The organism is Spirosoma agri (assembly GCF_010747415.1).
Classification (GTDB): domain Bacteria; phylum Bacteroidota; class Bacteroidia; order Cytophagales; family Spirosomataceae; genus Spirosoma; species Spirosoma agri.
The window spans coordinates 1006898-1028453 of sequence record NZ_JAAGNZ010000001.1 but is presented as its reverse complement, the minus strand read 5'-3'; the positions used below and the strand labels follow the sequence as shown (position 1 = coordinate 1028453).

Genomic DNA, 21556 nt, shown 5'->3' with positions numbered 1-21556 from the left:
AATCAAGCATCATTCGACTCGTAATACACCTCGGCTCATACCCGGCATACCACTCATTGTTATACCCTCCGCCCGTACTCGAAGCTCCGTTTTGGCGTCCGATGTAAAAAACGATATGGTCGCTTTGCCATCGGCATTGGTCTGGATGAGCGGTGCCCAGTACAGTGTTGTGCGGTAATCGGGCCGAACGTGTTCCGGCTTCTTGGTATCATAGCGAGGAGCATAGAACTCCCGGATGGGCGCGTAACCGGGCAGTTTCGCCAGCAACGTTCCGAGAGCCGCTTCTTTCGTAAGATCATAGTTCGGAGACCCCCGTTTGGTCAGGATGGAAATAACACCACCGCCCCCCCGCGAGCCATAGATCGCTGCCGATGCGCCTTTCAGCACGTCAACCCGGTCAACATCCTGCACCGAGATACCCATGATACCCTGTAAGTCCATGGGCATACCATCCAGCACAAACAGGGGCTCGATAGGACCGCTAAAGTTAGCCGCTCCGCGAATCTGCACCCGCGCATTCATACCATTGCCCGTCACCTGTACGCCCGCAATTCGCCCCTGAATTACATCCAGAATGGTCAATCGTCCGGCAGTATTCATCTGATCGAATTTGACGGTAGCGTCGGGTGTACCGTAAATGGTTCTGGAATCACGTTCCTGGTATTTCTTGGCCTTCACCGTTACCGACTGGAGCAGTACTTCGCCGTTTCGCCGAATTTGTCGCTCAATTTCCTGGTATTCTTTAGTTCGTTTAATGAACTCGGCCAGCTCATCGCGTCTGAACTCAAGCGGATTGTAGGGTACGCGCGTGATGGTCACGGTTGGTGTCAGTAGCTGATCGAGCGTTATAACCAGATCACGGTTTGCTTTGCCCTTCACACCCTGGATCAATACCGTTGTGGTATCCGTAAAATCAAGGTCGTACGCGCCGAAATTCCCAAAGTCATCGGTATCACCGGTCAGAAAATCACGGGTGCTATCCTGTCTGGACACGACAAACGTTAATTTCACTTTGCTGCCGATGCTTTTCTGGTTGGGCCGAACAACACGGCCCGTCAGCGACAGCCCCCGCTCAACGTGGTACTTAACGCGCGGAATTGAGTCCGCCAGCACGTCGGACCAGGCGAACCGTCGCCAGCCCTGCGTCATCAACAGCAAATCCAGCTGCTGCCAGCGGTCTTTATGCGACGGGTCAAAATAATAGCCTGGCTGTTCGATTACGCCGGTCAGGTCCGACGACAGCAGCAAGTGGGATACGATACTAGCGCTATTCGAATCAACTTCGGGTGCTAGTCGGGCATCGACGGTTGCTAACGATAGGTTAGTAGCAACCGGTTTACCTTCTGCATTGGTTGTCGTAATAGTCAACTCTACCTTGTCGCGATTTTTATACGACGGTTTGTCCGGCGATAAGGCAATATTGATCTGCTGGTTTTTATTGATAAAGACCAGGCGTTCACTGACTGGCTTGTTCGTTTCGTCGAAGAGGGTGAGCTGAGCGATTCCCTCCGGAAACTCAGCCTTGGGCAACTGAACCATCGCTCCTTTTTTCGCCAAAGGTACTTTCGCGATCTGCACAACTTGCCCGCGCGTCTGGGCCAGGAGCGTCATCGTGGCAGCGGGATCGACACTGGTTTTGTTATGACGAAGATACACCCGAATGTTAACGTTATTACTCACATTATCGACCTGCATGGTCACGCCCTGCACGTTCGCAGCGGGTAATTGGTAGGGGGTGAGCGTTCCGTCGGCCTGTCTGACGAAAGCCGTATAGCGTTGGCCAACTTCCGGATTCAGGGTAAAAAATCCCATGCCCAGATGCGTACTTGTCAGTCCAACGATCGTGTCGTTTCGGGTGTTCAGGACAAACCCCTGCACCGTCTGGCTTTGCCCGGAGGAATTGACCGCTTTGAAAGCTACTCGCGTTTCGACCCCCTCGATCAGTTGCCCGCCCTCGGGTAAAAACTGGACATCCAGACGATTCTGTTTACCCGATACTGCTGATTTAGCCGTTGTACCTGTGTCATCTGCTCGCAGAATAGTCAACGTTTTTGTGAAGAAATAGGCTTCCGGAAAGTTGCGCATGTAATTCGTATACCCCTGAAGCATATACGTTCCGGACGCCAGCGAATCAGGTAGTGCAAGTTGACCGGGCGCAAAACTGTTTGTTGCCCGAAGCTGTACTCTCTGCCGGACGCGCCGAGCAGTCAAATCGATCAAATCAACATAAAGCACCCGGCTGATGGTATCAATATAGTGCGTATTTCCGTTGATGATATACCCCTTCATCCAGATCGTTTCGCCCGTCAGATAGGCGTCGCGGTCAGTGTGAACATACACCTTTTCAACAGGTCGTTGCTGATTGTAGTCTTGAAATCTGGCGAGCAGCCGTTTCAAAAAATCGTCGTCACTCACGAAGCGAAACGCAACTAGCGACATGAGCGTAAGTCCAACAAGAACGGTACTAATTCGGTGTACTATTCGGTGCATAAAGGTGTGTAATTAGGTGCATATAATAGATTTCAGCATGAAGTAACTTCATCTGTTTGCTAAGCGACTAAATTAGCAAAAATATCCTCTTTGAGATGACAGCACCCACGTATAAAACAGCTTTGGTAATCGGTGCCACGGGGCTTGTCGGCGACTTGCTCACCCACCGTCTGGTCGACTCTCCCCTCTACGAAAAAGTAAAAGTCCTAGTGCGAAAGTCATTGAATTGGCAGCATCCCCGTTTGCAGGAAGTTCAGTTCGATTTCGACCATCCGAATGGGTTGCTCACCCAGGCCGACGATATTTTTTGCTGCCTCGGCACCACGATGAAAAAGGCGGGTTCGAAAGAAGCGTTCCGCAAAGTCGATTACCAGTACCCAATGGATATTGCCCGGTTAGGGCTGGCTAATGGTGCCCAGCAGTTTGCCATTGTAACGGCCATGGGCGCCGACACCAAATCAACGTTTTTTTATAACCGGGTCAAAGGCGAAGTCGAACGTGACCTTGCCGCGCTGAATTACCCTACCTTACTAATTTTCCGTCCTTCCCTCCTGCTGGGCAATCGGGGTGAAAATCGCCTGGGTGAGCGGCTGGCCGAAGGAGCTATGCGCTTGTTAAGTCCGATTATTCCGGCAAAATACAAAGGTGTTGACGGTTCGAAAGTCGCTAACGCGATGCTGGCTACCATGCAACAGGGATTGGTCGGCAAGCACGTGTTCGAATCGGATCGGCTCCAAGAATACTAGGGTAATAGCGTGACTATTGGGACGAATAATCTCCCGTTAGCGGTCTTCAGTCACTCGCTGGCAACGTCTGAACGAGTCGAGTCATCCTGTTACTGAACCAATGGCGATACTAGAATTACCGTGATGAATACCCCTCCCCCAGCTGATTACGTGACCATTCGGCCAGCCAGCCCGAAGGATGTCGGCACGGTTTACCACTTTCTGTGTGAGCTGGAAGATGAACAGCTCGACCTGCCTCGATTTCAGGCCATCTTTGCCCTGAACCTGACGAATCCAATGATTTATTACCTGATCGCCGAACGGGCGGGTGAGCGGGTAGGGTTTGTCAGCTGCTACGCTCAATACCTACTTCACCACGTTGGTAAAGTAGGCGAAATTCAGGAATTGTTCGTCCGAAGCGATCAGCGTAATCAGCGCATTGGCCATAAGCTGGTGACGGCTCTGTTCGAACTGGCCACCCGAGAAGGTTTCGTCAATCTGGAAGTGACAACGAACCAAAAACGCACCGATACTATCCGATTCTATGAACGGGAGTCGTTCAAGTGCACTCATCATAAACTCGTTAAACCGATTCAATTTTGATACGTTTTCTTCTCTTCTGCCTCCTTATCGTCCAGACGCAATTCACGATTGCTCAATCGGATAGCGCTCCTCAACCACAAAAAAAGAAAGCTCGGTCGTCATCGCTCGATCGGGAACTTACGACTGCACTGGCCGGCTTTCACGGAACAATTGGCGTTTACGTGCGTAATCTTCGCACGGGCGAAACGGTTGCTATCAATGCGGATACGCTCTTCCCAACGGCCAGCATGATCAAAGTCCCGATTCTGTGCGGCTTGTTCGACAAAATTCATAAAGGCGAGCTAGCTTATGACCAGCAGCTCGTTTACAGGGATTCACTGCATTATGACGACGGCATTGTCGGATCTTTCAAAGACGGCACTAAACTGGCGCTGAGTAAAGTGGCTATGCTGATGATAACAGTCAGTGACAACACAGGCAGCTTGTGGTGTCAGGCACTGGCCGGAGGTGGTGCCACGATCAATCAATGGCTCGACACGAACGGCTTTCACCAGACCCGCGTTAATTCCCGCACCCCTGGCCGGGCAGCCAACCAAGCCCAACATGGCTGGGGGCAATCGACGCCACGTGATATGGCCGACCTAATCACGTATATCCGCCAGGGAAAAGCGGTAAGTCCGGACGCCAGTGAGGAGATGTATCGTAATTTGGGCCACCAGTATTGGGACAACGACGGGCTTTCGCAAATTCCGCCAGACATCAAAACAGCCTGTAAAAATGGCGCGGTCAATCAGGCCCGGTCAGAAGTAGTGTTCGTTCATGCGCCCCACGGCGAGTACGTCTATTGTGTGATGACTAAAAATCAGAAAGACGAAAGCTGGGTACGAACGAACGAAGGGTTCGTCGCCCTGCGAAACATAGCCGCCATTTTGTGGCATCATTTTGAACCGAAATCGACCTGGAAGCCGTCGGCAGGGTATGAAAAATGGTGGTAAACGAAAAAAGGCGAGTCCTGATTCAGGACTCGCCTTTTTTCTATAAGAGGTCAACCAGCTTAAACCTGATTAGCTTTCGGACTAGTTTAAAAACTGCAACCGGAGTTCGTTCAACTGATTGCGAATCGATCCGTCGATCTGCTGATCACCAACGCGCAGTACATAACCACCAATAAGTTTCGGGTCAATTTTTTCTTCCAGCTCAACCGTTTTGCCACCGGCTGTTTGCAGCACCAGCGCGCTGAACTTCGCCCGAAGTTCGTCGGTGAGCGGAACGGTCGTGATGATGGTTGCCCGGTCAACACCTTTCAGCTTATCATACTGGCTAATGAAGGCTTCGGCAATCGCATCCATGATGGGTTCGCGATTCTTTTTGGTGATGATCTGCAGGAACGACATCGTCACCGGATTCAGTCGTTTTTCGAACGCAGCTTTCAAAACGGCGCTTTTCTTCTCCGACCGAACAATAGGGTTTTTCAGCATCAGCAGCAGTGGACGACTTTGGTCAACTGTTTGCTTGAATAGCCGCATGTCTTTGTATAACGTTTCCGTTATGCCCTGCTCCTGGGCTAGATCCAGAAGAGACTTTGCATATCGGGATGCTACGGTAGCAACTGCCATAGGTGTATGTCTGAGTCATCAGCTGTAAGCGAATCGCCTACACCTCACGACTCCTTTAGTTTAGTCTTGAATTGGATACCAGATCACTAACCAGTTTCTCCTGCGCACCCTTATCGCTAAGTTCTTTACGGAGTACTTTCTCGGCAATATCAAGCGAGAGCGTAACTACTTCCTTCTTCATCTGCGCTACCAGTGCCTGACGCTCATTCTGCATCGCTTCACGAGCCTGATCCAGAATACGTTGTCCTTCAGCCGCTGCTTTATCGCGAGAATCAGCAACCATTTTGTCAGCCGTTTCTTTGGCACCGCGAAGGATCAATTCACGTTCGCTACGAGCCTGAGCCAGTAATTTGTCGTTATCGGCTTTCAGAGCCGTCATTTCAACGCGGGTCTTTTCAGCTAGATCGAGTGCGCTCTGAATATTGTTTTCGCGTTCGTGCAAACTGTCGGTAATGGGTTTCCAAGCGAACGTACGAAGAATTAAAAACAGGCCGAGAAATACGACTACCTGCCAGAATAATAAACCAAGATCGGGTGTAAGCAAATCCATGGATTTACGATTTATGACCGCTTAAGCGGCTAGTTATATTGTATGACTTTCGGTTCAGTTAGTTACCACGCGTTACAGGCTTCTGAATCAGTGTTCGTCACCTATGCATTGCAACTCAATTCAATCTTTTGTTGGAGACTGTCTGTCCATCGGCAAACCCAAATGGACAGACAGTTCCGGGAATTTTGCGAGCAGGGACGCCAGTACCTAATGTAACCAGCCTACTCAAGTTTAGATACTGCTGTTGCGGGGCGAATTAAGCCGCCGTAGCAACCAGCAGACAAATAACAGCTGCGAACAGAGCAACGGCCTCAATCAGAGCCGCGATGATCAGCATGGCGGTTTGAATACGACCAGCCGCTTCTGGCTGACGGGCAATACCTTCCATGGCACTACCACCAATCCGACCGATACCAAGACCAGCACCGATAGCAGCTAAACCAGCACCAATAGCAGCACCCATAATAGCTACACTACCTGTAGCTTCTAACAGCAGAGCAAACAACATTGCGAACATAAAACTCAAACGTATTTATACAAGTGAAACAAAAGATTGCATTATCAAACGTGTCGTCTTCTTAGAATCCAACACAGCACGCTACTCACTACTGAGGTAAGCTGGTTTTTGAACCAACACCTCTATAGTCAACGATTACCCTAACTCCGACGTCGTTCCTTCATAACCGATTCCGTGGTCGGCTTCGTGATGGTCTTCCACAGCACTGCCAATGTACATAGCGGTCAACAGCGTGAAGATGAACGCCTGAAGGAATGCCACCAGCAATTCGATCATGTTCAGAAACAGGGTAAAAAACAGCACAACCGGACTGATAGCGATACTAGTCATTGTGCCAGCCATGTGGTTGGCCATAAAAATCAGACCCAGCAAACTCAGGATAATAATGTGACCCGCCGTAATGTTGGCGAATAGCCGGATCATCAGCGAAAGGGGTTTCATAAACAGACCCACAATCTCAACCGGAACCATGATGGGCAGCAGCGCAACCGGAACACCCGTCGGCTTAATCATGTGCATCCAGTAATGCTTGTTACCACTCACGTTTACGATGATGAACGTGATGATCGACAGCACCAGCGTAACAGCGATGTTACCAGTGAGGTTGGCAGCCCCCGGCAACAGACCCAGCAGGTTGTTGACAAGAATAAAGAAGAACAGCGTCAGCAAGTAAGGCAGGTACTTCGTGTAGCGGGGACCGATACTTGGCTTGGCTATCTCGTCACGAACGAACAAGATAATGGGTTCCAGCAACGATTGAATCCCTTTCGGGGCTTTACCCTTGTTAGTAGCATACCCTTTGCTAACGGCGGGGAAAATCAGCAGCAGAATCACGGCGCTCAACAGAAGAGATGCCACGTTCTTGGTGATCGAGAAGTCATAAACCTTCGCTTCATGGTCAGTTTGTCCGGCTTCATTAACCCGGTGCACTTTACCGTGTTCCTGCTTGTAGCCGTTGTAAACCGCTTCGTGAGCGAGGTGTGATGATGAGAAAACTTCGAGTCCACGATCCTGCGAATACAGAATAACGGGCAGTGGTAGCGTAACACCGTGGGCAAACTCCCAACCGTGCTCATCTTTAATGTGGTGCATGATCATTTCGCCCACATTAAATCCTTCTTTTTTGCCGTGCTCGGCCGGAACTTCGCCCTCATGGCCTTCCTCCTGAGCGTACACAAAAGCTAATGAGCTCATAACAAGAGCCATAGCCAACATAAATCTATTAATCACCGAACTCATCATATGATGTGACAGATCGTTTTTACGAATCGCGTCGCAAGTTACGAGTAAGGCTCCAAATCTCAAAGCCTGTGTAAAATATATATAGTACAAGAAAGTCGAAAACGAACGTCCGGCGCTGGTCAATATGTCGGAATAGAAAAAACCCGACAAATGCAAGGCCAAGTATCAGCCGGGCCACTGTTGCAGCCAGATAAAGCGGAATGAAGCGCTCCCGATCCCCTTGTAAACCAGACTCCACCAGCCGATGCGTGAGGAACGATACACTAAAAAAAAAGAGCAGTAAAATCTTCCAGTCGGGATGCAACCAGGCTGGAGCGGAATATCGTTCGGCTGAGAAAAATACAATTGCCAGTATAGCGGTTAAGATAATTGTCCGAAGCATAGTATAAGGCGATTTTCTACTATCCGGATACAGCTACAGCTAACTTACATAAGCGTAGCGGGCCAGTAAGCCGAATGGGCAAATCGCTTGAGTTAATGTTATTATCGGGTTAGCTGGCGGATAAATAAATACAGGGATGCCCCGATAGCCGTCAATGATAGCACAATTGTCCATAAAGGGCGTTCGTTGCCCTGCCATTCGTCCAGTTTCAGGCCGACCCAAACGCCCAGTCCGATCGTACCGAGCATTTGAAACGCAATACCGCTATATTGCACAAATGACGTCGTTTTCTCGGTTACTTTTTTCAACGGTGCACCGTCCGTAGGCTTTATCGGACGGTTTTCGGCGGGCTGTTCGGGTTCGTTTTCCACAGAATTCAGGGGTTCTATACAATGTAAAGAGCAAAATTCGTTAATTTGGGCTAACGTTCCATACCGTCAACGCAGACCGGAACGTTTTGAGATACGAGTGACTACGTATTACTTCCGAATGTCCCGCTACTTTCGTAACCGCCCGTACCTACAATTGTTAACGGTTTCAGCGCTGCTGACCGCTGTACTGGTGTCATGCTCGCAATACAGTACAAAACCCATTAGCAAGGGTTATCATAACCTGACGGCCCATTTCAACGCTTATGTGATTGCGCGCGACGAAATTAAGGAGGCTGAACTGGCTCTGTTCAAAACCCGGCAGGAAAATTATAATCATCTGTTGCCAATTCTGTTCCCCGTCGATTCGATGCTGGTCGCGCCCGTGAAGCCGCAGCTGGACGACGCGATAAAAAAAGCCTCACTCATTCCCGAACGCCATCAGAACAGCAAATGGCTCGATGATGCTTACATTCTGATCGGCCGGGCGCGTTTGCTGAAACAGGATTTACCAAATGCCATCGAAGTGTTCAAATATGTGAACACGAAAGGAACGGACGAAGACGACAAACACCAGGCACTGGTTGGGCTGATGCGTGCCTATACCGAAGCCAGTGATTACACAAATGCCCTGAATGTTTCGGAGTATTTGCGCACCCAACCCCTCAATAAAGCCAATACCCGTGACTTCTACCTGACCAAGGCGTACATGCACGAGCGGAAAGGCGAATACACAACTGCCGCGGGAATTCTGGACGCTACGTTTCCGGCTCTGAAAAAAGGTGAGTCGACGGCTCGTCTCCACCTGATTGCAGGTCAGTTATACGATCTGACCGGGCAACCGACCAAAGCAATCGCCCATTATCAACAGGTGCTACGCTCGCGGCCCTCCTACGATCAGTCGTTTTACGCCAATCTGTATGCCATTCAGAGCAACGGCCTGACGGGTGATCAGAAGCGGCTGGCCCAATCGACGGAAACGTTTGAGACGATGCTCAACGACCGGAAAAACGCCGACCTGAAAGACAAGATTTATTTTACGATGGGCTTGCTCGAAGCCCGGAATGGTCGGATCGATAAAGCGATCAATTTCTACAGCCTTTCTATTCAGGCTGCGGGTTCCAATACGTCACAGGTCCCGTATACCTACGAGGAAATCGGCAAGCTGTACTTCGAAAAGAAAACCGATTATGCCAAAGCTAAAGTCTATTACGACAGCGCACTGGCCCTGATGCCGCAACAATCACCGGATTATGCCGCGCTGGTAACTCGCAAAAAAACACTGGATGAGTTCGTCCAGTACCAGACCACGATTCGTACGGATGATAGTTTGCTGCATCTGGCCCAGATGAACCCGGCCGCGTTGGATAAGCTGCTGGACAATGTCATTGCGCAGAAGGAAAAGGAAGACAAAGCACAGGCAGCGCTGGCTCAGCAGATTGTGGATCGGGCTTCCAGTGGTAATGTCGGTACAGTTCCCGGTGCAACCAATTCCGATCTGCAACCGAACGAACGCTGGGTTTTGTATAATCCCGTTGCCTTGAGCCAGGGCCGACAAGAGTTTTCTACCCGTTGGGGCAATCGTCCGATTGAAGATAACTGGCGACGTAGCAACAAAGAAGCGTCGGAAGCCATTGCCGGCGTCAATAGTCCGCTCAATGGAGGCACATCGGCTAACGAAATAAACCCAAACGCGCCCCTACAGCAACAGGACGCTACAAACGCGTCGGCCCAGACAGCTTTGGGGAGTAGTGGCATAGCGACTGTCCAGAAGGCGCAGAAAGATGCTTTGTATGCCAAGATTCCGTTCACGAAAGAAGCCCAGGCGCAGGCCAATCAACGCATTGAAAACGCCTTATATAAGCTAGGTAAGCTGTACAAATTCCAGCTCAATCAACCGGCAGACGCCATTCCCACCTTCGAGCAATTGCTGACCCGCTATCCCAATACGCTTCAGAAACCCGAAGTGTACTACCTGCTGCACCTCTCGAACGAGCAGTTAGGTAAGGCGTCTCCCTGGAAAGATAAATTACTGGCTGACTATCCGAACACCTCATATGCACGACTGGTAGGCCGGGCCGTTGCTCAGCAGTCTACGGACAGTGAAACCAAGGCGCTGGCTACTTACAACCAGATATATGAACTCTACAAAGCGAATAACGTGACGGAAGCGCTTGCCCGGACGGAAAACTCGCTCAATACATTTACGGGTACGCAGCTGGAAGACAAACTGGCCCTGTTGCGGGTTATTCTTGTCGGTAAAGTCCAGGGAACCGATGCCTACAAACAATCTTTGACCGAATTTATACGCGATTATCCGGCCAGTTCCCTCTTACCGCGCGTAAAAGAAATGCAGGAAGCTGCCAGTCGACAAACGGCAAACAGAAAATAACGTGCCCAGCTTGTTGTCCTGGCTTACTCCAGGGGCAGCAAACTGGCAAACAGAAAATACCTACGCACCCATAATGATCAATTTTGCACCCGGTCGCTACCGGACTTTTATCAAGCAACTGTGGCGGTTTGCCTTATTCGGACTGGCGATGCTGGTCTTTTACATACTGGCTGTCAGTTATAATTTTCTATGGTTATTCGGCGGAATGCCCAGCTTGAAAGCACTCGAAAATCCGCAGAGTGATCGCGCTTCGGAGGTGTATACCGCCGACAATCAGCTGCTGGGTAAATACTACGTCGAAAACCGGACACCGGTCGAGATTACGCAGGTTTCGCCCAATGTCGTATCAGCCTTATTGGCGACTGAAGATGCCCGCTTCATCAAACACTCGGGTATTGATCCCCGCTCCTTCTTTCGGGTTATCAAAGGCATCGCTACGGGTAACAGTAGTTCAGGGGGCGGTAGTACGCTGACGCAGCAGGTAGCCAAAAACCTGTTCGATACCCGTGGTGAAAAACTGCGTGGTGCGCTTGGTAATGTGCCGCTGCTCAAGACGGTCATCGAAAAGACCAAAGAATGGATTCTGTCGGTTCGGCTGGAACGGAACTATACCAAACAGGAGATCATGATGATGTACCTGAACACGGTGTCGTTCGGCAATAATACGTATGGCATCAAAACAGCCGCCAAAACCTATTTTGATAAGGAACCGTGGAGCTTAAGTGTCGAAGAATCGGCGCTGCTGGTCGGTATGTTGCAGAATCCGTCCCGGTATGATCCGCGTATTTTTGAAGAACGCGCCCTGCAACGCCGGAATGTTGTGCTGAGCCAGATGAAACGCTATAAATTTCTGAATGAAGAGCAGTTTTTCACGTACAAACAGAAACCGATCAAGCTTGACTTCAGCATCGAAAACCAGAACACGGGTATGGCTGCTTATTTCCGGTCGGTTATCCGGGATGACATCAAAGCGTTCATCAATCAGTATAACGAAGACAACCCGGATGCTGAGCTGGATCTCTATACCAGCGGCTTACGCATTTACACCACCATTGATTCGCGTATGCAGTCCTACGCCGAAGAAGCGGTGATGACCAATATGCGCGATCAGCAGAAAAAGTTTTACGAACACTGGCGCGGACGAAATCCGTGGGTAAAGAAGAATCCGAAGACCAAAAAGTACGAGGAACTGCCCGGCTTTATCGAAGCGCGAGCGAAACAGACGACCCGGTATAAAGCACTGAAAGCTGAGTACGGTACGGATGAGAAAGCCATCTGGCGCGAAATGCGGAAACCCGTCAAGATGAAAGTTTTCGTTTACGGTGGCCGACGCAACGAGAAGGACACCACCATGAGTTCGCTGGACTCGATTCGCTATTACAAACGACTGCTGAACACCGGCTTCATGTCGATGGACCCGCGCTATGGACACGTGAAAGCGTGGGTAGGCGGCATTAACTTCAAACACATGAAGTTCGACCACGTTCGTCAGGGTCGTCGTCAGCCGGGGTCTACGTTCAAGCCATTCATTTACTTAACGGCAATGGACCAAGGTTTTGTAACGCCGTGCAGCCATCTGACCGATCAGCCAACCGTCTTTGCGCACGGAGAAGATAACAATGGCGGCCCGCCCTGGATGCCCAAAAATTCGAATGGCAAATACAGTTACCGGAGCCTGTCGCTTCGTGAAGCATTGGGACAGTCGATCAACACTGTCAGTGCGCAGCTGATCAAAAAAACCCGTGCGGCCGAAGTAATCGACTATGCTCATAAGATGGGTATTGTCAGTAAAGATCTACCACAAAATCCAACCCTTTGCCTGGGTACGGGTGATGTTTCCGTTCTCGAAATGGTATCGTCCTACTGCGCTTTTGCCAACGGTGGTATTCGGGTGCGGCCGATGCTGATTCTTGAGATCAGGGATAAGAATGGAAACGTCCTGAAATCGTTCAGTGCCGATGCCAACCAGGTCATTAGTGCCAATCGGGCCTATGAAATGCTGTACCTCATGCGCGGGGCGGTTGAAGATCCGAACGGAACGGCGCAACGACTCCGGACGCAATATAAACTGCTGGAAGGTGGAAACGAGATAGCGGCAAAAACGGGAACAACGTCCAATTATTCCGACGCTTGGTTTATGGGCATGACGCAGCACCTTGTGTCGGGTTTATGGGTCGGTGGTGATGACCGTTCGATTCACTTTAGAACGATTGAGCTTGGTCAGGGTGGCCGCATGGCGATGCCGGCCTGGGGCATGTATATGCAAAAGATATACGCCGATCCAACCCTGACGCAGTATCGTCCGGAGCCATTCCGGAAGCCCAACAATTTCAAGATCGATTGTGGCGGCTTCCATATCGATTCCGCCCAACGGTACATTCCGCCTAAAGTGGTACCGGAAGATGAGGACGAGATTTTACAATAACTCATTTGGGCCAGCCTTTTTGCTGGCCCTTTTTCGTGTCGATCAATAAGCAACCTTTAGCATACATTGGTTGTTTTATAAAGCAGTCTGCCAATGCCTGAGCGGCTAGTCGGCTTCACAATAACCCTATCCCAGCGCAGGTAGACAACCCATTATATGCCGGAATTCGACTACAAGAAAGAATTAGCCAAAGTGCCTCATGAGCCGGGGGTCTATCGGTATTTCGATGCGACGGGCGAGGTGATTTATGTTGGTAAAGCGAAGGATTTAAAAAACCGGGTCAGTAGCTATTTCACGAATTCGAAACAGCACGACCGGAAAACAATTCGGTTGGTTAGTCAGATTCGTAAGATCGAATTCACGATTGTGCACACCGAGTTTGATGCGCTGCTCCTCGAAAATCAACTCATCAAACGCTACCAGCCGAAATTCAACATCCTGCTGCGCGACGATAAGACGTACCCCTTTGTCTGCGTCACGAACGAGCATTTCCCGAGGGTTGTCACGACCCGGCGCATCGATCGCAAACAAGGTACATTCTACGGCCCGTTCGCTAACCTGAAGCCAATGTACACGGTGCTGGATATGTTCAGCCAACTATTCACAATCCGTACCTGTAATTACAACCTGGCGCCCGAAAATGTGGAAGCGGGTAAGTACAAGGTTTGCCTCGAATATCACATCGGCAACTGTAAAGGCCCCTGCGAAGGCAAGCAAAAGGAAGTTGACTACAACAAAGATATTGAGCAGGTTCATCATATTCTGAAAGGAAACCTGAAGCCGGCGCAGGAGCATTTTAAGAATCGAATGGTCGACGCGGCAAACGAGCTGGCGTTTGAACAGGCACAGCAATACAAAGAGAAGATGGATGTGATTCAGCGGTTTCAAAGCAAATCGACCGTTGTCAATCCTAAGATCGCCGATGCGGACGTTTTCTCGATTGCTTCCGATGAGCTGTCGGCTTATGTCAACTTCATGAAGGTTGTCAACGGCACCATCGTGCAGGCCCATACCGTTGAAGTCAAGAAGAAACTGGACGAACCCGATCCGGACCTGCTCGCCATGATGATCATTGAATTTCGGGAGCAGTACGGCAGTCAGGCCAAGGAGATCATCACAAATATTCCGCTCGACGTCGACTTACAGGCCGAAGTGACCATTCCACAAATTGGCGATAAGAAGAAGTTGCTGGATATGTCGCTCAAAAATGTGCTGTATTTCCGACGCGAACGGCAGGAACGTGCAGCCGCAGAAGCAACGGCGAACGCCAGCAAAAAAGATCGTGTTCTGATCCGCCTAAAGCAGGATTTACAGCTTAAGACGCTTCCTAATCGAATCGAGTGTTTCGATAACTCGAATATTCAGGGGACAAATCCGGTTTCGGCTATGGTATGTTTCATCGGCGGCAAACCAGCGAATAAGGAATACCGGCATTTCTCGATCAAAACGGTGATCGGGCCGAATGACTTTGCCAGTATGTACGAGGTGGTTACCCGTCGCTATACCCGTGTGATAGAGGAACAAACGGATATGCCTGACCTGATCGTGATCGATGGGGGAAAAGGCCAGCTTAGTGCGGCCTGCGACGCGCTGAAAGCGATGAACCTATACGGGAAAGTGCCCATTATCGGTATTGCTAAACGACTCGAAGAGATTTATTTCCCGGAAGACAATCTGCCACTTTACATCGACAAAAAATCAGAATCACTCAAGCTCATTCAACGCATTCGTGATGAAGCCCACCGGTTTGCCATCACGTATCACCGTGATAAACGCAGCCGCAACAGCCTGATCAGTGAGTTGGAAAATGTCGAAGGCGTTGGTAAGAAAACAGCGGCCAAATTGCTCAAGCATTTTAAGGGGGTGACCAAAATCAGAGAAGCCTCTATCGATGAAGTGGCTGAAGTAGTAGGTAAGGATCGGGCCGCTAAGCTTAAATTCTATTTCGACACGCTGGAGCAGTAAAAGAAGAAGCGGCAAATGCTGCTTCTTCACTAGTATATGTCCATAAAAAAAGCGGCCCTTCAGCCGCTTTTTTCTTAGTACTCCCAGAGACCATGCTCTACTTCCATGAGTTCGTATTCCGTCTGGTATGACTTCAACAGTCCTTCCCGATCACCATACATACCAACTAAGTCCTTATCTCCCGGATTAGCCACTTTTGTAATCCGACCATAGAACAACCGCAGATCAAAGGCATCGGCCAAATTTTTGTGCTGAGCCTGATTCTGTGGGTTATACCAGATAAATTTCTTCGGATCGCTACGAAACAGCTTGTCCAAATCTTTGTATTTGAACGATGCGATGGGCACCTCAAAACCAGCCTGGTTCTTGTCAGAAGGAAGCAACAGCGTTACGGTTTGCACATCGTAATACAACCGTGAGCGTTTCCGGTCAAAAATCCAGTCTTCTTTTATTTCAAGAATGTTCAGCTCTTTAGGGAAGTATTCGTCTCCTGACAAAGTTGCCACAGCTGGAATGGTATCCTTTTTGGGCTCTTCGATAACAGGAGCAACGACTTTCTTACCTTTTTTGCCTTTGGTATTTTTCGCTACAGTTGCCTTTTTCTTAGGTGCACCCCAACCATCGTCAGCAGGTTGAGCAGCTGCTTTTTTAGGAGTACCCCAGCCATCATCAGCTACCTTCTTCTTATCGTCCTTCTTTGGGCTGTCCCAACCATCGTTAGCGCCACCCGTTTTACCATCTTCCGTAAAACCGGCCGCTTTCTCTTCAGCCGACAAGCCACCGCCCGTATTCGGGATCAGCATGTTTTCGTGAAATTTCGCGGCAGTAATCTTTGTCGTACACGAATCGTTCGCATACGCATCGATCAAACCAGCTTTCACAGCTTCAATCAAATACTTCGAAATTTCATTATTTTTCGAGAACATCGACTGATTCTGTTTCTCCTTCAGGTCGACCCGACGCCAAAGGGTTTTCTTCATCATGATGTCATTCTCATTAATTCCACGAACCGAATTAGGGTTCGTGCCAGTGCTTGCTTTCTCCTGGGCTAACGCATTCCCCCCTACCAGGGCCAGTGCAGCAGCGGCCAGCACCCCAGCATATCGTATCGTTTTCATTTGTGTCATAGCTACTATTTGTTGTCAAGTATGTTAACGGCTAACTGACTGCTTTAGTGCATCAATACAGCGAAACTTGAGACAGTGTGTTACCCATTGGTACGTCACTAATTTCACCCCGGAAATTCCGACGTTGTACACCCTCGACCTGAATAACCAAGCGGTCACCAGGCTGTGCTTCAGCCGCTAAGTTCGCAATGGAGCCACCGCCACCCTGTACTGTAACGAACTGCACTCGTTTCGTGCCACGCACCAATGAAACGGTAGCACTCGTAGCCCGGAAATTAGCATCGTCTGGCGAATAGGTTGCAAAACTTGGGTCAGCAACGGCCTGGATCCGTACGCTACGCGCGGATGACACCGGTACACCCCGTGGATCACTGGCTCTCGTTCCACCTACAAAAATCTCTAAGGTTGGGCGCGGCACTTTATTGACCCGGAACCGTTCCGTACCAAGTAAGCTACCACTATTGCTGATGTTCAAGGCTACGCTGGCCGAACTGGGAACAACGGTGATTTTACCTTTTTCACCAGATGACACAACAGAGGCACCATCAGCCGAGAAGCTAGGATTCCAGAGAGCGCCTAACTGGGGGCTTTGAATGCTCAATTTGTTTGCACAACCTAGGTACAGCGGTGGCATCGTTCCCGTTTCAATCTGGTACGATGGTTTGGCAACGAAGTACTCAGCTGACAGCGGTACGGTTTTCAAACCGGCTGGCGTCTGGTAAGCAATCGAACCGGTAAGCGTACGCCGGGCAAGACCATTTTTATCGTACGCACCACCCTGAGCCGTAAACTCAACGATACCCTGACCATCCTGCATCCGAACAGCACCGCCATTCAAACTCATGCGTGGCTGAATACCTGATGACGAAGCCGCCAGAAACATCTGACCTTTAAACTTCGTGCCAGCTACAACCACTTTCGACTCCATGCTCAGCATCGCCAGAATCTTATCAAACTTAACATCCTGCGCGCCAACTTTACTAGCCAGTACGTCTAGGACCTCACCTTCGATACGGCGAACATCAGCCTGCTTCTGGCTCAACACAGCCAAAGCAGCCGGAATTGGTGTTTGCGCAAAGTTCAATTCAGCGAAGTCTTTCCGGCGTTGATCCGGCGAACGGGCGGCAATTGGATCATCCTTACCATCAAGAGCCATCGGCGCATATTTCGTACCCGATACTTTGGATAGATTATCGACGTAACTATTTAGCTGATCTTTCAGCTTGAAAGCAGCTCCGTTGCGATTGGTGCCAATCATAACCTGAGCGACGTTTTCTTCCTCACTCAGATTCTTGATATTACCAGACTCATCCCGGCCTCCACCTGTTTCAACGATCTGCTCTTTTAGTTTATCGATTTCACCAACCATGTCAGCGGTCATCTTCCGTACCTCGTCAGCCTGTTTGACAATGGCAAGATCAGTGGCGCGATTACCTGATTTTTCAACCGTAGCTCGAATATTCTCAAGTGTAGACTGGTTAACCTTATTAACGGCTCCAGTTGATTGTTCTAAGCTATTATTAATCAATACGAATTTCTCCAGAATAGCCGACGTTACCTGCAGGGCCAATAACGCGGTCAATACCAGATACATCATCCCGATCATCTTCTGACGGGGTGTCTCTTTAGTGCCTGCCATAAAGTATGGTAGAAAACGGGGGTTAGATAGTAGGGAGTAGCGTTTACGGTTCGCGGCAGAACCGTCTGCTTGTAAACAGACATAACCGCAAACCGTAAATTGGCTAACTGATTTTAGTTACCACGCATAGCAGTCAACATGCTGCCATATACCGTGTTGAGCGACGCAAGATTACCAGTTAATTTAGCCATTTCGCTCTTGAACTGTTGAGCATCGCGGCTAGCGTCGGCCATATTTTCCATTGCCGATGTCATGCTACCATAGAAGGCATTCATAGCCTTGAGGTGTTTATTCGTATCCTGCAACTCCAGTTCGTACACGGCGTTCAGCGCACCCATATTCTTGGTAACTTTCTGGAACTGGTCCCGATAGTCTTTGGCATCAGTCGTTGCATCGGCCATCGAATTCATCGCCGTGATAGCCGTACCGTACGACTTATTCATCTCACCGATCGATGTCGACGCTGACTTAACGTTGCGAGCATAATCGTTTGTAGCGACGGTCGCATCCGTAAGGTCGGTCAATTTTGAAACCGTATCATTCAGGTTACGGAAGCCGGAACCAAGGCGCTCAAATACGTCAGGCGTTACTTTAGCTTGGGCCAGCATCTGGTCCATATTACCCGTTAAGCCATTCGTCTGGGGGGCAGGCTTACGGGCCTCACCCTTATAATCGTCCGCTAATTCAGGATAGACACGCTCCCAGGCATAGCTGTCACCTGCCGTTGCCGGGCTAGTAAAACTCTGAACAGCGTACAGCAAGAAGATAACCACTTCTGTCAACAGACCGGCCGTAAGCAGCCAGCCTAAACCTTCATTGTGGGTGATTTTTGCCCAGGCACCTGCAATTACAACGGCTGCACCGGCACTATAAATGGTTGGTACTAAACGATCCCAAAAGAAATTCGTGGACTTTTCTGCTGCCATGATAAGCGATTTGTTGGAATAGGGTATTTGACTTTTTGTGGTTAAGATGTTCAGACACCTAGCTATTGACTGTTGTGTAAACAGCAAGTGGAAGTTGTCCTGATGTCTGGTTTCACGCGCTACTACGCGTTAGGCTTTTTTAGACGACGCTTTTTTGCTGCTTTTGCTTTTGCTGCTACCGCCAACCCGGCCACCCCGGCCCGATGCGGCACGTCCTTCCAGATTGTCCATTACGCAACGGAAACCTATATATGAACGCTTCTGGTCTTCGTACTCGTAGTAGCGTGTACCTGTTTCGAGGTAGTAAGCAATATCTTTCCAGGATCCACCCCGAACAACTTTGCGTGGCTCGTCGGCATTCTGGTTGTCAGGGTTCATATCCCAGACAATAGCATTGGAGTTGTCAGCATAGGCATCCCGGCACCATTCGGCAACGTTACCCGCCATGTTGTAAAGACCATAATCGTTCGGGCTGTAAGCTGTAGCCGGAGCGGTGTATGGATACCCGTCGGCGTCGAAATTACCCCGCTGTGGTTTGAAGTTAGCTAAGTAGCACCCTTTACCATTGGCAACATAGGGGTTACCCCAAGGATACTTCGCTCCGCTCTTACCACCACGAGCCGCCCATTCCCACTCAGCTTCTGAAGGCAGACGGAATCCGAACGAACGATACCCACCATCTTTGGTGCGGAAGTCATCGAGTGTATGTGTCCGCCACTGGCAGAAATGCTTGGCAGCCACCCAGCTCACCCCAACAACCGGATACGTATCGAACGCCGGGTGCGCATAATAATGCTCCAGCATAGGATCTCCGTTGTGGTACGTAAAGTCATTTTTCCAGACAGTCGTGTCAGGATAATACTTTGCCATGATCTCCTCTTCGCCTAACACGGAAACCGAGTCAGCGAGAAGTGCATTGACATATTGCCGGTATTCGTGATTCGAAATTTCGGCATCATCCATGTAAAACGAACTGATCGTCACCTGACGGTTCATATTAATCTGTGTAGCCGCCACGTCTTCGTCAGCCTGTCCCATGATAAATGAGCCAGATGGAACAAGGACCATTCCGTAGGGAGTCGGTTGCTTCCAACCTTTACGACCTGTAGCCGTAATTTCTCCATTCGTAACACCTACTTCTCCCCCTTTGCCGTCCTTACCACCGAACTTTGACTTCATAAAGCCGCAACCTTGCATCAGCAGGATCACTGCTGCGACCATCACTACCCGAGTTGCGTTGGCTGTAAACCAGTTGTACTTCATCATTATGAGACTTTTAACCTTCTTCTTGTGCGAGACCAGACTAAAAACGAAAATCCTTTTAGATATTGTATAGAGAATTTTCTTTACGCAGAATTTATCAAAAACGTTGCTTCACTGATAGACTTAGTAGGGTATGATACCAGCTATAGAAAAGGCCACTTCCTTCAAAAATACGCAGCTATTGGCAAACTGCCTAACAAGAATGCTGCCAAAGTACCGTACTTTATTATGCGAGCTGTAAAACTCAGAACAATCCTGTTTCCTGTTAGATTAATACCTGAACCGGGGCGTCCGTACTATAGGCTTCTTCCGGGGGTCAGGGGCAGGAAATGCATAGGCAAGCATAATCTCGTGCGACGTTGCACTCTTAACGCTCGATCCAATAACGAGATCAAGCGAATAACCCACCCGTAACGCATTATTACGCATCAGGTTGATGCCCGCCGTAACCATCGCTGCGTCCTGAAATCGATAGCCAACACCCGCCCAGAGCCGGTTATCGTACGTTCCAACGACATTAACCGTCGCCGTCGAATTACGGATTCCGCCTAACGTAGCGTATTGAATCAACACAGAGGGCTGTATATCAATATCATAGCCGATACCCAGCCGGTACCCAGCCGTCAGATAAGCACTTGGGTATAATGGATTCGTTGATCGATCCGTACCCAGCGTGTAAGATGCTTTGTTAAGGTGATTAACGCTCACGCCAACCCAATAATCAGTCGTGTTGTAATAAACGCCTGCACCAATGTCTGGCTTGGCCTGACTAATACGACCCGTTGGAATCAGAGGATCACCCGCTTCACTCGGACGAAGCTGGCCGTAATCGTAACCTTTATTGAACATACCCGCCTGCACACCCAAGGACAGTGTACCATTCTTCAATGCCAGCCGATACGCGTAGGAGAGTTGTACCGATTGATTGTAATTGGCAGCCGCTTTGTCATTCAGGACGTATATGCCAATTCCGCTTTTTATGCGGGCCAACGGCATATTGAAGGATAAGATCTGCGAGTTCTGGACTCCGCCGTTGTCGAGGTTACCGACCGTTTGATAACCCAGATACTGAGTTCGTTGCGTTAGTTGTACCCGGGACACCCCCTCCGATCCGGCAGCCGCCGGATTGTAGTAAAGTGGGTTGTACATGTACATGCTTAGCTGTGGTTCCTGTTGAGCAAAAACCGACTGAACAGTAAGGGTCAGTATGGCAAAAAAGTAAAGTGTGCGAATCATACAAGCAAAGAAAAGAGAACTTGTGTCAGGACCCTCTGGCCCACTACGACACGCATCGGTACGTTCGTTGCAACCGTACGGTGCAGTTTACAAATAAACGCCGAAACCGCTACTTTATTGAACCGAAAAAATAAAGGTTGGCCGCTGAAA

The 21556-nt window shown here is 49.6% G+C and carries 17 protein-coding genes and 1 pseudogene; 6 read left to right on the top strand and 12 right to left on the bottom strand.

Annotation, left to right across the window (positions count from 1 at the left end; genetic code table 11):
• Positions 1–345 precede the first annotated feature (345 nt).
• Positions 346–1149: pseudogene (locus tag GK091_RS30015) on the bottom strand (TonB-dependent receptor plug domain-containing protein); the annotation flags it as partial.
• 1436 nt (positions 1150–2585) lie between these two features.
• Between GK091_RS30015 and GK091_RS04285 the strand changes: the two are divergent.
• The 3 genes from GK091_RS04285 (at position 2586) to GK091_RS04275 (ending at position 4753) form a co-directional block, all read left to right on the top strand.
• The gene (locus GK091_RS04285; RefSeq protein ID WP_164035372.1) at positions 2586–3236 is read left to right on the top strand and encodes an oxidoreductase; all 651 of its coding nucleotides are present in this window, start codon (positions 2586–2588) and stop codon (positions 3234–3236) included.
• Between the two features lie 123 nt (positions 3237–3359).
• Positions 3360–3818, top strand: coding sequence for a GNAT family N-acetyltransferase (locus GK091_RS04280; protein ID WP_164035371.1), 459 nt, complete (start codon positions 3360–3362; stop codon positions 3816–3818).
• Complete coding sequence (locus GK091_RS04275; RefSeq protein ID WP_170312624.1) at positions 3815–4753, top strand: serine hydrolase; 939 nt, start codon at positions 3815–3817, stop codon at positions 4751–4753. Before GK091_RS04280 ends, GK091_RS04275 begins: the two co-directional genes overlap by 4 nt.
• Before the next feature lie 81 nt (positions 4754–4834).
• Here GK091_RS04275 and atpH read toward each other — a convergent pair whose 3' ends face one another.
• The 6 genes from atpH to GK091_RS04245 all read right to left on the bottom strand — a co-directional run bounded on the left by atpH (position 4835) and on the right by GK091_RS04245 (position 8436).
• A complete protein-coding gene (atpH, locus tag GK091_RS04270; protein WP_164035370.1) occupies positions 4835–5374 on the bottom strand; it encodes an ATP synthase F1 subunit delta in 540 nt (179 codons plus the stop codon).
• A 55-nt stretch (positions 5375–5429) separates the two neighbouring features.
• Positions 5430–5924, bottom strand: a complete 495-nt coding sequence (gene atpF, locus GK091_RS04265; protein ID WP_164035369.1) for a F0F1 ATP synthase subunit B — start codon at positions 5922–5924, stop codon at positions 5430–5432.
• 256 nt (positions 5925–6180) lie between these two features.
• On the bottom strand, positions 6181–6432 hold the full coding sequence (gene atpE / locus GK091_RS04260) for an ATP synthase F0 subunit C (protein ID WP_170312687.1): 252 nt from the start codon (positions 6430–6432) through the stop codon (positions 6181–6183).
• Between the two features lie 144 nt (positions 6433–6576).
• Positions 6577–7683, bottom strand: coding sequence for a F0F1 ATP synthase subunit A (atpB, locus tag GK091_RS04255; RefSeq protein ID WP_212592941.1), 1107 nt, complete (start codon positions 7681–7683; stop codon positions 6577–6579).
• A gap of 19 nt (positions 7684–7702) precedes the next feature.
• Entirely contained in the window at positions 7703–8065 is a 363-nt protein-coding gene (locus GK091_RS04250; RefSeq protein ID WP_164035367.1) for a hypothetical protein, read from the bottom strand.
• Between the two features lie 101 nt (positions 8066–8166).
• Complete coding sequence (locus GK091_RS04245; RefSeq protein ID WP_164035366.1) at positions 8167–8436, bottom strand: AtpZ/AtpI family protein; 270 nt, start codon at positions 8434–8436, stop codon at positions 8167–8169.
• Positions 8437–8554: 118 nt separating this feature from the next.
• Here GK091_RS04245 and porW point away from each other — a divergent pair, with 118 nt between their 5' ends.
• The 3 genes from porW to uvrC all read left to right on the top strand — a co-directional run bounded on the left by porW (position 8555) and on the right by uvrC (position 15215).
• On the top strand, positions 8555–10825 hold the full coding sequence (gene porW / locus GK091_RS04240) for a type IX secretion system periplasmic lipoprotein PorW/SprE (protein WP_164035365.1): 2271 nt from the start codon (positions 8555–8557) through the stop codon (positions 10823–10825).
• 73 nt (positions 10826–10898) lie between these two features.
• Complete coding sequence (locus tag GK091_RS04235; protein WP_164035364.1) at positions 10899–13250, top strand: penicillin-binding protein 1A; 2352 nt, start codon at positions 10899–10901, stop codon at positions 13248–13250.
• A 156-nt stretch (positions 13251–13406) separates the two neighbouring features.
• Positions 13407–15215: an excinuclease ABC subunit UvrC gene (gene uvrC / locus GK091_RS04230; protein WP_164035363.1), complete on the top strand. Its 1809-nt coding sequence runs from the start codon at positions 13407–13409 to the stop codon at positions 15213–15215.
• A 74-nt stretch (positions 15216–15289) separates the two neighbouring features.
• Here uvrC and porN read toward each other — a convergent pair whose 3' ends face one another.
• The 5 genes from porN to GK091_RS04205 form a co-directional block, all read right to left on the bottom strand.
• Positions 15290–16342: a type IX secretion system ring subunit PorN/GldN gene (porN, locus tag GK091_RS04225; RefSeq protein WP_164035362.1), complete on the bottom strand. Its 1053-nt coding sequence runs from the start codon at positions 16340–16342 to the stop codon at positions 15290–15292.
• A 52-nt stretch (positions 16343–16394) separates the two neighbouring features.
• Positions 16395–17981 (bottom strand): type IX secretion system motor protein PorM/GldM, encoded by a 1587-nt coding sequence (gene porM, locus GK091_RS04220; protein WP_164035361.1) that lies wholly within the window; start codon positions 17979–17981, stop codon positions 16395–16397.
• 113 nt (positions 17982–18094) lie between these two features.
• A complete protein-coding gene (gene porL / locus GK091_RS04215) occupies positions 18095–18907 on the bottom strand; it encodes a type IX secretion system motor protein PorL/GldL (RefSeq protein ID WP_164035360.1) in 813 nt (270 codons plus the stop codon).
• 129 nt (positions 18908–19036) lie between these two features.
• Positions 19037–20173: a T9SS ring complex lipoprotein PorK/GldK gene (gene porK / locus GK091_RS04210; RefSeq protein ID WP_164035359.1), complete on the bottom strand. Its 1137-nt coding sequence runs from the start codon at positions 20171–20173 to the stop codon at positions 19037–19039.
• 267 nt (positions 20174–20440) lie between these two features.
• Positions 20441–21406, bottom strand: a complete 966-nt coding sequence (locus GK091_RS04205) for a PorP/SprF family type IX secretion system membrane protein (RefSeq protein WP_164035358.1) — start codon at positions 21404–21406, stop codon at positions 20441–20443.
• Positions 21407–21556: the final 150 nt, after the last annotated feature.

Excerpts from the sequence above, each read along its gene's own strand:
- GK091_RS04285 (WP_164035372.1), top strand. The coding sequence starts at position 2,586 with ATGACAGCACCCACGTATAAAACAGCTTTGGTAATCGGTGCCACGGGG.
- GK091_RS04280 (WP_164035371.1), top strand. The coding sequence starts at position 3,360 with ATGAATACCCCTCCCCCAGCTGATTACGTGACCATTCGGCCAGCCAGC.
- atpH (WP_164035370.1), bottom strand. The coding sequence starts at position 5,374 with ATGGCAGTTGCTACCGTAGCATCCCGATATGCAAAGTCTCTTCTGGAT.
- atpF (WP_164035369.1), bottom strand. The coding sequence starts at position 5,924 with ATGGATTTGCTTACACCCGATCTTGGTTTATTATTCTGGCAGGTAGTC.
- atpE (WP_170312687.1), bottom strand. The coding sequence starts at position 6,432 with ATGTTGTTTGCTCTGCTGTTAGAAGCTACAGGTAGTGTAGCTATTATG.
- atpB (WP_212592941.1), bottom strand. The coding sequence starts at position 7,683 with ATGATGAGTTCGGTGATTAATAGATTTATGTTGGCTATGGCTCTTGTT.
- GK091_RS04250 (WP_164035367.1), bottom strand. The coding sequence starts at position 8,065 with ATGCTTCGGACAATTATCTTAACCGCTATACTGGCAATTGTATTTTTC.
- porW (WP_164035365.1), top strand. The coding sequence starts at position 8,555 with ATGTCCCGCTACTTTCGTAACCGCCCGTACCTACAATTGTTAACGGTT.
- GK091_RS04235 (WP_164035364.1), top strand. The coding sequence starts at position 10,899 with ATGATCAATTTTGCACCCGGTCGCTACCGGACTTTTATCAAGCAACTG.
- uvrC (WP_164035363.1), top strand. The coding sequence starts at position 13,407 with ATGCCGGAATTCGACTACAAGAAAGAATTAGCCAAAGTGCCTCATGAG.
- porN (WP_164035362.1), bottom strand. The coding sequence starts at position 16,342 with ATGACACAAATGAAAACGATACGATATGCTGGGGTGCTGGCCGCTGCT.
- porM (WP_164035361.1), bottom strand. The coding sequence starts at position 17,981 with ATGGCAGGCACTAAAGAGACACCCCGTCAGAAGATGATCGGGATGATG.
- porL (WP_164035360.1), bottom strand. The coding sequence starts at position 18,907 with ATGGCAGCAGAAAAGTCCACGAATTTCTTTTGGGATCGTTTAGTACCA.
- porK (WP_164035359.1), bottom strand. The coding sequence starts at position 20,173 with ATGATGAAGTACAACTGGTTTACAGCCAACGCAACTCGGGTAGTGATG.
- GK091_RS04205 (WP_164035358.1), bottom strand. The coding sequence starts at position 21,406 with ATGATTCGCACACTTTACTTTTTTGCCATACTGACCCTTACTGTTCAG.